Annotated in this window: 12 protein-coding genes and 1 riboswitch; of the genes, 11 read left to right on the top strand and 1 reads right to left on the bottom strand. The window is 37.9% G+C overall.

The window, feature by feature from the left end; translation table 11 throughout:
* Positions 1–5: 5 nt before the first annotated feature.
* The 8 genes from QN089_RS13105 to QN089_RS13070 all read left to right on the top strand — a co-directional run bounded on the left by QN089_RS13105 (position 6) and on the right by QN089_RS13070 (position 10,768).
* A complete protein-coding gene (locus tag QN089_RS13105) occupies positions 6–815 on the top strand; it encodes an ABC transporter permease (protein ID WP_068450679.1) in 810 nt (269 codons plus the stop codon).
* Positions 812–1,513: an ABC transporter ATP-binding protein gene (locus tag QN089_RS13100; protein ID WP_068450681.1), complete on the top strand. Its 702-nt coding sequence runs from the start codon at positions 812–814 to the stop codon at positions 1,511–1,513. Before QN089_RS13105 ends, QN089_RS13100 begins: the two co-directional genes overlap by 4 nt.
* A 188-nt stretch (positions 1,514–1,701) precedes the next feature.
* Complete coding sequence (locus QN089_RS13095) at positions 1,702–2,652, top strand: AAA family ATPase (protein ID WP_068450683.1); 951 nt, start codon at positions 1,702–1,704, stop codon at positions 2,650–2,652.
* Positions 2,649–3,866, top strand: a complete 1,218-nt coding sequence (locus tag QN089_RS13090; RefSeq protein WP_285215481.1) for a DUF58 domain-containing protein — start codon at positions 2,649–2,651, stop codon at positions 3,864–3,866. The genes QN089_RS13095 and QN089_RS13090 overlap by 4 nt, the downstream gene beginning before the upstream one ends.
* Complete coding sequence (locus QN089_RS13085; protein WP_285215480.1) at positions 3,856–6,063, top strand: DUF4129 domain-containing transglutaminase family protein; 2,208 nt, start codon at positions 3,856–3,858, stop codon at positions 6,061–6,063. The genes QN089_RS13090 and QN089_RS13085 overlap by 11 nt, the downstream gene beginning before the upstream one ends.
* Positions 6,064–6,097: 34 nt before the next feature.
* Positions 6,098–6,199, top strand: a riboswitch (purine riboswitch).
* A gap of 180 nt (positions 6,200–6,379) precedes the next feature.
* Complete coding sequence (gene guaA / locus QN089_RS13080) at positions 6,380–7,912, top strand: glutamine-hydrolyzing GMP synthase (RefSeq protein ID WP_121178177.1); 1,533 nt, start codon at positions 6,380–6,382, stop codon at positions 7,910–7,912.
* Between the two features lie 899 nt (positions 7,913–8,811).
* Positions 8,812–9,930, top strand: coding sequence for a restriction endonuclease (locus tag QN089_RS13075; RefSeq protein ID WP_285215479.1), 1,119 nt, complete (start codon positions 8,812–8,814; stop codon positions 9,928–9,930).
* A gap of 235 nt (positions 9,931–10,165) precedes the next feature.
* Positions 10,166–10,768, top strand: coding sequence for a DUF4166 domain-containing protein (locus QN089_RS13070; RefSeq protein ID WP_285215478.1), 603 nt, complete (start codon positions 10,166–10,168; stop codon positions 10,766–10,768).
* Between the two features lie 216 nt (positions 10,769–10,984).
* Here the strand turns inward: QN089_RS13070 and QN089_RS13065 are convergent, their stop codons facing one another.
* Positions 10,985–11,728, bottom strand: a complete 744-nt coding sequence (locus tag QN089_RS13065; protein WP_087680581.1) for a DUF3800 domain-containing protein — start codon at positions 11,726–11,728, stop codon at positions 10,985–10,987.
* Positions 11,729–11,902: 174 nt separating this feature from the next.
* Here QN089_RS13065 and QN089_RS13060 point away from each other — a divergent pair, with 174 nt between their 5' ends.
* The 3 genes from QN089_RS13060 to QN089_RS13050 all read left to right on the top strand — a co-directional run bounded on the left by QN089_RS13060 (position 11,903) and on the right by QN089_RS13050 (position 14,718).
* Entirely contained in the window at positions 11,903–12,850 is a 948-nt protein-coding gene (locus QN089_RS13060; RefSeq protein WP_285215477.1) for an arsenic resistance protein, read from the top strand.
* 119 nt (positions 12,851–12,969) lie between these two features.
* Positions 12,970–13,107 carry a hypothetical protein gene (locus tag QN089_RS13055; RefSeq protein WP_165442702.1) on the top strand — a complete coding sequence of 46 codons (138 nt, stop codon included), beginning with the start codon at positions 12,970–12,972 and terminating at the stop codon, positions 13,105–13,107.
* A gap of 273 nt (positions 13,108–13,380) precedes the next feature.
* Positions 13,381–14,718, top strand: a complete 1,338-nt coding sequence (locus QN089_RS13050) for a radical SAM/SPASM domain-containing protein (RefSeq protein ID WP_068450716.1) — start codon at positions 13,381–13,383, stop codon at positions 14,716–14,718.
* The last annotated feature ends 78 nt before the right edge of the window (positions 14,719–14,796 follow it).

Here is a 14,796-nt window from a genome sequence, read left to right as displayed (position 1 = left end):
CCATCATGAACCAACTTTTTATTAAACTAGAATGGAAGCAGATGCTCCGCAGTCGCTGGATGCAACTTGTCGGTGTTCTGTTCATTCTAGTCTTTGCAGCAATTGCATTGATTCAACAACTCGCATTACCTGTTGATGGTTTTACGAGACAAACAGCAAGCTTTTTAAATCTATTACTTTTCTTACTACCACTATTCATCTTAACAATCGGTAGTATGAGTGTGGCGAGCGATGTGGAGTCAGGATGGTACTCACTCTTAAAAACATATCCTCTGTCACTTGGAAGTTACATTTTCGGTAAATACATCTCCATTGTTTTATCGTTCTTCTTAATCTTAATCCTATCGTTTGCAGTCGTATTAATTATGAGTGGTATTGCAGGTTCTGTGCAATTACCTTTAGTATTCGTTACACTCTCAATCCTACTCGTCTTAATTTTTGCAGCAATTGCCGTACTATGCGGTGTCATTGCAAAAAACCGACTACACGCACTGTCTCTCTCACTCGTTGTCTGGGCAGCTGCACTGCTATTAATTTCATATTTATTAATGGCAATCGGTACATTCGTATCAGGTAAATTAACGTTAACATTAACGATTATTATGATGCATTTAAACCCTGCAGAATGGATTCGCTTCGGTTATTTCCTATTCTCTGGACAAACAACTGCTTTAGGACCTGCTTTCTTTGACTTCACAGAATTCTATAATTCTGTTTTTGGTTATCTAATCTATATGGTTGTTTGTGTTGCTTGGATTTTAGGTCCCCTACTGTTTGCACAGTGGATTCTATCTAGAAAGGGGAAAGCAGAATGATTGTAAAAGGTATTGATGTCAAAAAAGTCTATTCCTCTAATAATGGTTTACATGGCATTAACTTTGAATTAAATAGCGGAAGAATTATTGCTTTAGCAGGTGGTAACGGTGCGGGTAAAAGTACGCTAATTCGCTTATTAATCGGTCAAGAAGATTTAGAGTCAGGTGAATTACAATGGGAAGATGGCGTATCGATTAAGTACATGCCAGATGACGTAAACTTCCCACAAACGTTAACAGCGTATGAAATTCTACAACTACTTGCGCATCTGAAAAAATTACCAAAGTCTGATGTAGAACAAGTATTAAAGCGCGTTGGTCTATGGGAATTTAGAAAACAGCATGTGCGTCAGTTCTCTAAAGGGATGCGTCAACGCCTGAACTTAGCACAAAGTTTACTAGGTGATGAAAAATTACTCATCTTAGATGAACCAACGAACGGACTGGATCTATTATGGATTGCAGAGTTAAAACAAATCTTACAAGAACAAAAAGATTTAGGTAAGACGGTTTTATTCTCTACACACTTACTATCATTCGCAGAAGAATTGGCAGACGATGTACTTCTACTACATGATGGTGAAGTGTTAATGAATGGTCCTTTAGAAGAGGTATTAGCTCAAGGTGAAGCTGAACACTTGGAGGAACTTTTCATGCGTAAAATCGGTCTTATTCGTGCGCAAAACAAAAAATACTAAGTTTGTTTCACACAGGATGAATGTTCTAGGTGGAAAGAGGGAAGATGTGACATTTGGAGCGCATCTTCTCTTTTTTATAGAATAAAGACATCAAAAGTATATTTTAATTCGTTTTCTTGCGCTTAGATTGACGAAAAATGAAAATAACTTCAAAATAGAAGTAATCAGTAATATTAGGAGGAATATGGATGGAAGCACAACATAAATTACAAGCAGTCATTGAAAACATCGAGAAAGTGATGATTGGTAAAAAACATATTGCCGAATTAAGCCTCGTTTCTTTACTAGCCAAAGGGCATGTATTACTAGAGGACGTGCCAGGGGTAGGTAAGACAGTCATGGTTCGTGCTTTAGCGAAGTCACTTAGTGCGGAATTTAAGCGTATTCAATTTACACCCGATTTACTTCCTTCTGATGTTGTCGGTGTTTCAATTTATAATCCGAAAGAGATGGAATTCCACTTCCGTCCTGGTCCAATCATGGGGAATATCGTACTTGCCGATGAAATTAACCGAACATCACCTAAAACACAATCTGCTTTATTAGAAGCGATGGAAGAAGCTTCTGTCACAATTGATGGTGAAACAGTCGATATTGGTCAACCGTTCTTTGTCATGGCGACACAGAATCCTGTGGAGTATGAAGGGACGTATCCATTACCAGAAGCACAACTCGATCGTTTCCTATTAAAAATGAAAATGGGTTATCCAACAAAAGTAGATGAGATTGAAGTGTTAAGACGAGCAGAGGGAGAAAGTCCACTTAAAAATCTACAAGCAGTGATTACGATTGAAGAATTGATTGGTCTTCAAAAACAAGTGGATGAAGTAGCTGTATCAGACTTATTAAAAGAGTATATTGTATCGATTGCACAAGCGACACGTGAACATACAGCCATCTATTTAGGAGCAAGCCCTCGTGCTTCGATTGCTTTAATGAAAGCTTCACAAGCTTATGCGCTTTTAAAAGGAAGAAACTATGTGACACCAGACGATGTACAATATTTAGCACCATTCGTATTCTCCCATCGTCTTCTTTTAAAACCAGAGATTCGTTATGAAAACTTAACAGCAGAGGATATTGTAGCACGCGTGTTAGCAAGTGTTCCTGTACCTGTTGGAAAGACGGAAGCACGATGAAATCGAGGTTAAGACGAATTACATCGTCTGTCACACGTATGTTACTCGTCCTATTACTTGTGCTAGGCAGTTTATTATTTGCAACGATTCAAGGAGGATTCGTGTTATGGTTTGTGTTCTTTATGGTCATTCCATTTGCACTGTATTCCTTCCTTGTATTTTTAACGCCGATTGGTCATATGACAGTCGAACGAAAAGTTTTAAATAAGCGTTTTGTAGAAGGTGACGCACTAAAAGTTCAAGTCACATTAAAAAGACGATCATGGCTACCCATTCTATTCATTGTTGTACAAGAAATGGAACCAAAAGGAGCCTTTGCGGATTTACAAACACGTGATTTACACAAGTTATTACCGATGGGCTTTAAGCGACAAGTAAGTTGGAGCTATACCGTTCCAAAACTAGCGCGTGGTCGCCATGAATTAGAAGGTATTCAAGTACAAGTAGCCGATGTATTAGGGTGGATTCAAAAGACGAAATACATTGAAGCGAAAAAGACGTTGATTGTCTATCCGAAAGTCGAGAACATGTCCTTCACTAGACGATTCTCACAAGAACAGGGAATGCTAGGTTATACATCACAAAAACAACCGCAGCAGTCGACAATGGTTGCAAGTATTCGAGATTATGCCCCAGGAGATCGTATGACATGGCTTCACTGGTCGAGCTTTGCAAAAACTGGCATGCTCTATACGAAAGAATTTGAATATCAACAATCAGATGATGTATGTGTTGTGTTAGATACATCAAAAGGTGCGAATTTTGAAGGGCAGATTTCGTTTGTTGCTTCACTTATGCAAGCGGCACATCGCCAAAAGGAGCCTGTTTGTTTTTTAGGAGCAGGAGAACACCGCTTCTCATTAGCTGAGTTTCGTTCAGAGAATGATTTGGAGCAATTGATGTATTATTTGGCGACAATTGAACCATCAATTTATGAGCCGAAGAAAATCTATGGACATGATGAATTAGTTCGTAGTTCAAACGCACTCATGCTCGTTACATCACAGTTAGATGTGGATTGGATTGATTTATTAAAGATGAATGCCACGCGCGGTAGTAAACCAATCATCTATGTCGTAAAACCAAATGATAAAACAACATGGAAAGCTGATCCAGTTGTTGAGTATCATGCTGAAAAAGCAGGTATTCAAGTTGTCTATGTAGAACGCGGACGCTTTTCTTTAGTGGGTCAGGAGGGTAGATATGGAGAATAAAGATTTGTTGAAGTGGAGTAAGCTGCTCTTTTTATATGTACTTATTTTCTTTATGTTACGAGAATGGTTACTACCCGTTATGGAATTGACGAATACAGGTCATTACGGTTTATTAATGTTATTTATCGTTATTTGCTTAGTAACAAATATTGCGCACGTACATACAGGTATCTCTGTTGGAATTAAAGTCGCCTATATTATTTGGTTTATGTTATACATACAAAAGCCACAAGACGGACCATTTATCCAGAGTATAACAGAAAGTATGCGTGCACTTGTTACAGGTAACTGGACAGATATGTCAGATGGATTTAAAACGATGCTCTTCTTAATTTTATTATGGATGACCATTTATTTAATTCACCATTGGTTGACGATTCGACGTTCTATTCTATTTTTCTTCATTTTAACTGTACTTTTTTTAGCACTCATTGATACATTTACAAAATATAATGCGGATGCAAGTATTATACGCACGATGATTTTAGGTTTCTTATTGACGGGCTTATTATTCACAGAGCGACTGATGAGTGAAAATAAAATGAAGCAAACGATTGGGAACTATTTAAAACTACTGGTTCCGTTATTTTTATTGATTGGTGTGAGTGCGGCATTTGCTTATGCAATGCCAAAACAAAAAGCAGCAACAAACTTACCAGAGCCAATTGAAAATTTAGTAAAGTGGACGAATGCTAATATTAATACAGTTGGTAAAATTGGTTATGTTGAAAATGACGACCAACTAGGGGGAGACTTTGAACGCGATAGTACACCGGTCTTTCAATACACTGCAAAAGAACCGCAGTACATGCGTGTAGAATCGAAGTCTTACTATACAGGACGAGGTTGGAAGAATGCACAGGACGAAATTCTCGTCTCTACATTTGACTATGGTGAAGCGATTAAAACATCAATTCCAGGCGGTAAGAAAAAGAATGAATTAGATATGCGAGTGAAGATGGATAAGAAATATAGCTTCCTTGTACAACCGTATGGAATTAAAGAAATCTTACGCAGTAATGAAAAGAACAATCAATTTTATATCGAGTTAGATTCAGGTAAGATTCGTGCAACAAAAGGTAAAGATCGTAAAGTCGTTGATTTATTAAGCTATGAATATGTTTATACGAAACCAATCTATAAACAAAAAGAATTGGATGCATCACGCATGCAAATGATTGCAAAAGACACAGGTATTACACCGAAAGAGAAAAAAGAAAATTTACAAGTTCCTGCAACCTTGCCAAAACGAGTACGCGACTTAGCAACAGATATTACAAAAGACGAAAAAAGTGTATATGATAAAGCAAACGCAGTGGTCGATTACTTTAAAACATCGGGGTATCGCTATTCAAATATAAATGTCGGTTATCCAACAGGTGATGAAGATTACGTTGATCGCTTCTTATTCGACACAAAAGTAGGGTATTGTGATAACTTCTCGACTTCGATGGTCATGATGATGCGCTCAATTGGTGTGCCAACTCGCTGGGTGAAAGGATTCTCACCAGGCGATAAAACCGCTTCAACGGAAGTATTAAAGGATGGTATGAGCCAATATAGTGTAACGAACAATAACGCACACTCATGGGTAGAAGTCTACATTCCAGAAGTTGGTTGGATGCCATTTGAACCGACAATCGGTTTTGAAGGATTCGATGAACAAGTCGAAGAAGAAACGACACAAAACGAAGCACCTGCGAAAAAAGAAGAAGAAAAGAAGCAGGAAGAACAGAAAAAGCAAGAAGAGCAAAAGAAGGAACAACCAAAGAAAGAGCAAGAAACGAAAAAAGAACAACAACCAAAAGAACAAAAAGCAACAACAACGAATACGAATAATTGGTTACCAATCGCATTCAGTATTAGTGTCATAGTACTAGCAATTGTCTTATTCTTTACACGTCATCGCTGGTATGTGAACTTGTTCATCTGGTATTACAATCAGAAAAAACCACCAATTGAACAAGCTTATCGTGTACTACTTCGCCGACTAGCGCGTCATAATCTACTTGTGAGAGAAGACGGTGAAACACTAGCAACATTCGCAAAACGAGTGGATCAACAGCTCCGTACAGAAGATATGTCGAAATTGACAAATTTAATGGAACGACGCTTATATGATCCGAATGCTGATTCGGCTAGATGGGATGAATTTAAAGAATGTTGGAAAAATTTAATTAATGAAACAAGAGGTTGATTTTAAGCCTTACTACAGTTAAACTAAGTGCAAAGTATAATAATTGAATTACCCTCATATATGTTCGATAATATGGTTCGAATGTCTCTACCGAGTTGCCGTAAATAACTTGACTATGAAGGTGGATGAACGGTATATATAGAGGCTTAGTAAATCATCTTTTATGTGAAGTGAGGACGCGTGGAAAATAGTGATATTTTCATACGCGTTCTTTTCGAATCAATTGAGATGAACTACATCCGTCCTACCGTATGAGTACGTAATCAATTTAACTATTAATGAAGAGGTGGAACTTTTGTCAGCAAGTACAAATTTAATGAATCAAGAGAAGATTGTTGTTCTTGATTTCGGTAGCCAATATAATCAATTAATTACACGTCGTATTCGTGAATTCGGTGTATACAGTGAATTACACCCACACACAATTACAGCTGAAGACATCAAAGGCATGCACGCTACAGGGATTATTTTCTCAGGCGGCCCAAACTCAGTTTATGGTGAAGGTGCATTCAGCATTGACCCAGCTATTTTCGAATTAGGTTTACCAATCTTAGGTATTTGCTATGGTATGCAATTAATGGCACATACACTAGGTGGTAAAGTTGAAAAAGCAGGTAACAGTGAATACGGTAAAGCTGAAATTAAAATTTTACAAGAGAATGCATTATTTGCAGACCTTCCAACAGAACAAGTTGTATGGATGAGCCACGGTGACCTTGTAACAGAAACACCAGAAGGCTTCACTACAATCGCAACAAGCGAATCTTGCCCAATCTCTGCAATGGCAGACGAAAGCCGCAAATTCTATGCAGTACAGTTCCACCCAGAAGTACGTCACTCTGTTTATGGAAACGACTTACTACGTCACTTCGCATTAGACATTTGCCAATCAAAAGGCGACTGGTCAATGGCGAACTTCATCGAAGTAGAAATCGAGAAAATTCGTGAACAAGTTGGCGACAAAAAAGTACTTTGCGCACTTTCAGGTGGCGTTGACTCATCAGTTGTAGCGGTATTAATCCACAAAGCAATCGGCGACCAATTAACTTGTATGTTCGTAGACCACAACTTAAACCGTAAAGGTGAAGTTGAACAAGTAATGAAAACTTTCACTGAAGACTTCGACATGAACGTGATCAAAATTGATGCACGCGAACGCTTCATGAACAAATTAAAAGGTGTTTCTGACCCAGAGAAAAAACGTAAAATCATCGGTAACGAATTCGTTTACGTATTTGACGAAGAAGCTTCAAAATTAGAAGGTATGGACTTCCTAGCACAAGGAACACTATACACAGACATTATTGAATCTGGTACAGCTACAGCTCAAACAATTAAATCACACCATAACGTTGGTGGTCTTCCAGAAGACATGCAATTCGAATTAATCGAGCCATTAAACACACTATTCAAAGACGAAGTACGTCAATTAGGTCTTGAATTAGGTCTTGATGAAAAAGTAGTATGGCGTCAACCATTCCCAGGCCCTGGTCTTGGAATCCGTGTACTTGGCGAAGTAACAGAAGAAAAATTAGAAATCGTTCGCGAATCTGACTTCATCCTACGTGAAGAAATCGCAAAAGCTGGTCTTGACCGCGACATCTGGCAATACTTCACTGTATTACCTGACATTCGCTCTGTCGGCGTAATGGGTGACCAACGCACATACGATTACACAATCGGTATCCGCGCTGTAACATCAATCGACGGTATGACATCTGACTGGGCACGTATCCCTTGGGACGTATTAGAAAAAATCTCAGTACGTATCATAAACGAAGTAGACCACATCAATCGCTGCGTGTATGACATTACATCTAAACCACCAGCAACTATTGAGTGGGAGTAAACATCAACTAGATTTCGAGGAGCGAAGCCCCGCAGAAATTTTTCGCGCAAGCGAAGTTGATGTTTGCGACGAGGATGCGTAAGCACCGCAGGAGCACAAAAACTCGAGTAAAGCCTATACCTCGCAAGAGGTGTAGGCTTTTTATGATGCGAGAGAAGAAGTAAGAGCGAAGCCCCGCAGAAATTTTTCGCGCAAGCGAAGTTGATGTTTGCGACGAGGATGCGTAAGCACCGCAGGAGCACAAAAACTCGAGTAAAGCCTATACCTCGCAAGAGGTGTAGGCTTTTTATGATGCGAGAGAAGAAGTAAGAGCGAAGCCCCGCAGAAATTTTTCGCGCAAGCGAAGTTGATGTTTGCGACGAGGATGCGTAAGCACCGCAGGAGCACAAAAACTCGAGTAAAGCCTATACCTCGCAAGAGGTGTAGGCTTTTTATGATGCGAGAGAAGAAGTAAGAGCGAAGCCCCGCAGAAATTTTTCGCGTAAGCGAAGTTGATGTTTGCGACGAGGATGCGTAAGCACCGCAGGAGCACAAAAACTTCAATAAAGCCTATACCTCGCAAGAGGTGTAGGCTTTTTATGATGCGAGAGAAGAAGTAAAAGCGAAGCCCCGCAGAAATTTTTCGCGTAAGCGAAGTTGATGTTTGCGACGAGGATGCGTAAGCACCGCAGGAGCACAAAAACTTCAATAAAGCCTATACCTCGCAAGAGGTGTAGGCTTTTTATGATGTGGGAGGAGAAGAAAAATTGAAGTTATGAGAAATTATAATAATTTATATTAATGTAATATTAAGGTAATTAAAGCTTTTATAATGCTATAATATAGTATGGATAATATTAAATTTATCTATTATACAATCCTTAATAACATAGGAATAAATATGAAAAGGGGATAGCAGTATGATGAATCAAACTGAGTTATCTTTTAGTGTTGGATGGTCTGAATCAAATGGAAGAAGGAAAATAAAAGAACTACAAGAATACTTTCCTTATGAATTTAAAGGAAAGAAAAAGTTATACCATAAACAATCTTTAAAAACAATGCAGTATGTAAAAGGTTTAAGTGACAATGGGCTTTCAAGTAAAGAAATCTCAGCTTTATTTTATTCTCATGGTTTACCAACAAGTGATATGGAATTTGAAAAATTATTAGAAGAAATAAGTAGTGTACGCACATTAGATGAGAGTATTTTATCGACTTTGCCCACTTCAAAAGAGTTAGCTATACCTATTTTAAAAGTTATGTCAGATAATGACTTATATATTGCATCCACGTTAAATAAAGGGGTTGCAGAGTATTTTTCTTTAAGTGAAATACAAAAAGATTTTTCTTATCCTGATAGTAAGGAAACAATTTTTGTTAGCAGAATGAGACATACTAGATTTACATTACAAAAACAAGGTTATATTGAAGAAGTGAAAAAATTTACATATCAAATAACAGATGAGGGTATTGAACTTCTTAATGAAAGTATTCCTGAACAAGAAGAAGAACTTGAAGAATTAGAACAAGTCGTAAATCATATTCAGGTTATTGAAGAACATTTGCTAGACTATGATGATGAATTAGTTATGGAAGTATTAGAAAAATTAACAAAAGTGACTTGGGTACATTTTGAAAATATAGTTGTTGAATTATTAGTTGCAATGGGTTATGGAGCAGGTAAAGTAACTAGAGGAACTAACGATGAAGGTTTAGATGGAATTATTAAAGAAGATAAATTAGGACTAGAAAATATATACGTTCAAGCGAAAAGATGGACAAAAAATGTATGTAGACCAGATGTAATGGGGTTTGTTGGGGCATTAGAAGGAAAAGGTTCTAAAGGTGTTATGATAACTACTTCTTCTTTTTCTGAGGGTGCAAAGAAGTATTTACAAACAATTCCTTATAAAAAAATAATCTTAATAGATGGGCAACAATTAGCAAAATATATGATTGAATATAGTGTAGGAGTAACTGTAAAAAAGAAAATAGTAATTAAAGAAGTAGATTTTTCATATTTTGAATATGAATAGACTTCTTTTTATATTTGAAATTTTTTTCAATTTATTTTAAATAATACTATGTGTAGTTAGCAACCGCCCAAACTATATTTCCCCCTCCATTCATATTATAATAACAGTGTAAAGCTTCATATTGTACAGCGTCATATTTTAGCGATTCATCTCATTCCAGAGATTTAGTTGAGCGTATACTCTCATAGTATGTTTTCAACTAAATCGGGAATCATTATAGAAAGGAGGCTAATCTATGTCTGTCTATAAACAATTACTCAGTGAGGATTTTGAACGATTGCATCCGATGTTACAACACCGCTACCATACAGCTCCTGGTGAAACATTCCGCGCAAAAGGGGTGATGTCGACGGTGAAACATGGGAGTCCGTTACTGTTGCCTTTTTACTATGCAGCGCCGTTGATGGATTTTTTATTTCCAGAGCAGGGGTCGAATGTGCCATTTGATATGATGTACGAAACGGTGGATCAGGGGAATGGTATTGTCGATATGAATTGGTCGCGTAATTTTTATTTTCCAAAGAAAACACGTGCGTTCAACTCGACAACACGTATTGATTTGAATACGAATACAGCTTACGATTTACTCGGAAAACCTGCGATGATGCGTTCGAATTTATTATTGAATGTTTCAAAAGAGGGCAAACTCATTACACGTACGAATGCCCAGCACTTATTTGGACTCGTGCCACTTCCTTCTTTTTTCAAAGGACAAGCGATTGTTGAAGATGGTTATGATGATGAACGTGGTGTGTATACCGTTCATGCGACAGTTTTTAATGATTTACTCGGTACGATTATGATGTATGCGGGTGAATTCGAAGAAATAACAGAATAAAGATTAGCTTTTTATATAAAACAAAACCCCTGATTTTTTTAAAATCAGGGGTTCTTCTATGTGACGACAAAATGTCGCGTGTATTTAATTCAAGGCATACTGACCTGAGTACGGCTGCCAAACAGAGACAGCTTACAGTCGTCTTTCGACATAATTGCGTAAATTCAGGATTTACTTGTACGCCTAAATCTATAGTAGCACCGCGAAAAGTAAGCGTCAATTTTTTTGCGTAGGGATGTAAAAATAATTCTGAAGTCGTCCGCTCGCTTTAAATTGTTGGAATACCCATTCGAGTGAATCGGGATGAATGGGTGATTTTTTTCGTATGCGATCTTGTAAGTGATAGTCTGGAAACTGATTACGACGATAGCGTAGTCGTTGATAGAGTAAGTTCGCAAACAGGTCGGCTGTACGAACTCCGTAGCTATCACGTGAGTCTAAATACTCGACTTGCACATGTCTTACTTTTTCTGTTAAAACAAGTTCCGTCGCAAGATATTCCTCTAATTGATGCATATTCATGAGTGACACATTTCGGTTATCAATATTTAGATGTAAGTGTTCTTGATCGCGTGCGTCTAACTCTTTTAATTGAAGTAAATACTTCACGAAAAAATTAAATGTACGTGCATCATTTTCTCGAAAGACATCTTTTACATGGCGATTATCAATCACAACATAGGATACAGTAATATCCGTTTTTTGAATGAGTTCCGAAATGAAATAGTGTTTCATAATCGGTGTGAGTTCAGAGCCTTTTGGTTCGCGTGGATTGCGTACATGCGTTGCAAAATAGTCAGCAAATGTACGACGTAATTTTTTCATCGTGCGACGATATACTTTTTTCAATTGTTCAGGGTCGTGAGTATGCACGAAGCAAATGATGAAATACACATCACGCATATTACTAGCGTGTGGCTTATTCTTTGAAATTGTGCCTGACTCATCTAAATAAAACATCGTCCCACCCCCGAAACCAAGCTACTTTTCTTTATTGTAAATCATCTGTTTGGAAAAAGAAAATAATGGTCTGTGCTAAAGAATGTACTGAAGTTGGAGGTTGCGCACTTTGCATCCCTCCGTCACAATGAATAAGTATGTGTTCACTATAACATGAAGAAAGGAGAGAATTCGATGCGTGAAAGATTAGAAGAGAGACAAGCTACTTTTTATTTTATTGTATTAGGAGTTGCATTCATCTATGGTTACTTTTTTCAAACGAGTAGTAGCTTATTAGAGCAGTGGATTCCATTTGTTTTAGCTATCTTACTGTACAGTATGTTTTCACAAATTCCATTCTTTACGAAGTATGATTTCCGTGTGAATTTACGTTTTTTCTTTGCACTTTTTGCGGTGAATTTTATCGTTGTACCGCTTGTGGTCTACGGGCTCGTTACGTTCTTACCGACTGAACCTACTTTACGACTAGCTGTTTATCTCGTATTACTTGCGCCATGTGTAGACTATGTCATCGTATTTACGGCACTTGGTCAGGGTGATGCTAAACAGATGTTATTTGCGACACCTTTTTTACTTATTCTTCAGCTCATCATTTTGCCGTTTGAATTATGGTTCTTTGTTGGAAGTGAAGCTCTTGCGCTCATGCAGTGGAAACCGTTCCTCACATCATTCTTATGGATTTTCGTATTACCACTATTTGTGGCAGTAACCATCCAATATTGTTTGCGATTCGATTCACCCATTCGTAAGATTCAACAAGCCTCTGCATGGTTACCTGTGCCGACGATGGCTTTGACAATTTTTGTGATTGTCGCGCCCCAAGTACAACGCATGGCAAATATGAAGGAAGAAATTTTCGCAGTGATTCCGATTTATATTGCATTCATAGTGATTATGCCAATCTTATCTGTCATGATTGCACGGTTATATCGTTTGAAAAAGCCAGCAGAACGAGCATTAATTTTTAGTGGTTTTACACGTAATTCATTAGCTGTCTTACCATTAACATTTGCTTTGCCACCTGTGATGCAAAGTTTAGCAATGACGATTATTCTGACGCAAACGGTTTGTGAATTGGTCTTTGAATTAATTTATATTCGACTTGTTCCGAAATGGACATAAAATAGAACATTGACATAAAGCGGAAATCCCTTGTAAAATAAACTCAATCACTAGCGCATACATGTATGGGCTAGCTAAACGGACGAATGATTGATAAAAAAAGTTGTGAGGGAAGCTGTATGCGAAATAATGCGAACACGAAAACAATCGGTACAACCATTGCATTTGTTATGACACGTATTTCTGGCGAAGTCGAATGCGCATTACGTGTACAAGAAGATGTTACTTCTAAGCCACCAACAACAGAATCGAAATAATCGCATGAGGGAGAATTGAGCAGACAACTGTTGCTACCTTCTATTTTGTCGTGAACAAAATAGGTAGGACAGGTCTTTCTGCTTGTGGGCAGAAGTCCATATTCAAAAGCATGACGATTATTTCTACTTAAAGGACTGTCTTTCGTATAAACACGCAGTAAGGCGAATACTGCGCGTTTATAGAAGGGACAATCCTTTTTTTCTGTTTCAAAAAGGTTTGAGAAGATGACATCTATCGGATGTACAAAGATTGATTTTTGAGGGGGAACAGACATGGAACAAGTAAAATACATTCCATCGAAATTTAATGCATTAACAAAAACAGAAGACGGCGGCGTAATTGTCTACAACAGTTACACAGGCGCCATCGTTAATTTTGACGAAAAAGAACGTGAAGAAGTATTAACAGCACTAAAGCGTCAAGGATCACCAGCGCTTGATACAGAAGTAAAGCAAGCTTTATTCGACAATGGTTTTATCGTAAAAGATACAGTAGATGAGTTAAAACGTGCTGATTTATTACACCAAACGATGCACCGTACAGATATGCTGCACTTAATCTTAATGACAACAGAGCAATGTAATTTCCGTTGCCGTTATTGCTATGAGTCATTTGCAAAAGGTAAGATGACAGACGAAACAAAAGCAGGTGTGAAAGCTTTAGTAAAAGAGCGCGCGGGTACACTAGATAACTTACACATTAGTTGGTTCGGTGGAGAGCCGCTATTAGAGTTAGGAATTATCGAAGAGTTATCGAAAGAATTCATGGCACAAGCAGAGCAACATAATATTGATTATTCAGCAGACGTGGTAACGAACGGTTACTTTTTAAATCGTGAAACATTTGAAAAGTTACTATCATGGAATGTATCACAATACATGGTGACAATTGATGGTGTTCAAGCAGTGCATGATGCGCGTCGTCATATGATTGGTGGGCAAGGAACGTTTGAAAAAATCGTTGAGAACTTACAATCATTACGTGATGTAGAAGGCGACTTCAATATGACAATCCGTATTAACTTTGATGAAGATAACTTACGTGAAACAGAACACCTAATTGATTTCTTAAAAGAGCACTTTGCGAATGATTCACGTTTTGGCGTATTCTTCCGTCCTGTTGGTCGTTGGGGTGGTCCGAACGATGAAGAAATTCCAACTTGTACGCATATTACAGCGAATAAGAAAATCTGGGAGTTCACAGAAACAGCGATGGATAAAGGTCTTGCGATGAGTAACATGGTTGAAGGTGCATTGAATCCGACAGCAGCAGTATGTTATGCAGCAAAACCGAACGCGATGGTTATCGGTTCAGACGGTCAATTGTATAAATGTACAACGGTTTTAGATGAAGAAGTAAATAAAGTAGGTAAAATTCAAGCAGACGGTACGATGGATTTAGACTACGATAAAATTGCTTCTTGGTTACTATCAGGTGAAGAAACAGATACAGTATGTCAATCTTGCTTCTTCCGTCCAGCGTGTCAAGGGAATCACTGCCCATGGTACCGTGTCGTATCAGGCGAACGTCCATGTCCTTCAGAGAAAAAGAACATTAAAAAAGTATTGAATCTTGTTTGGAAGAACAGCTTACAAACAGTAGAGCAATAATTGTTCGAATGGATTTGAGAGGAGGTGAGACGAATGCGCGTATTACGTCCAGCAACAAAACCTGTGAAAAACGTAAAA

The organism is Kurthia sp. YJT4, assembly GCF_030219945.1.
Lineage (GTDB): Bacteria > Bacillota > Bacilli > Bacillales_A > Planococcaceae > Kurthia > Kurthia gibsonii.
This window is presented reverse-complemented; position numbering and strand designations above follow the sequence as displayed.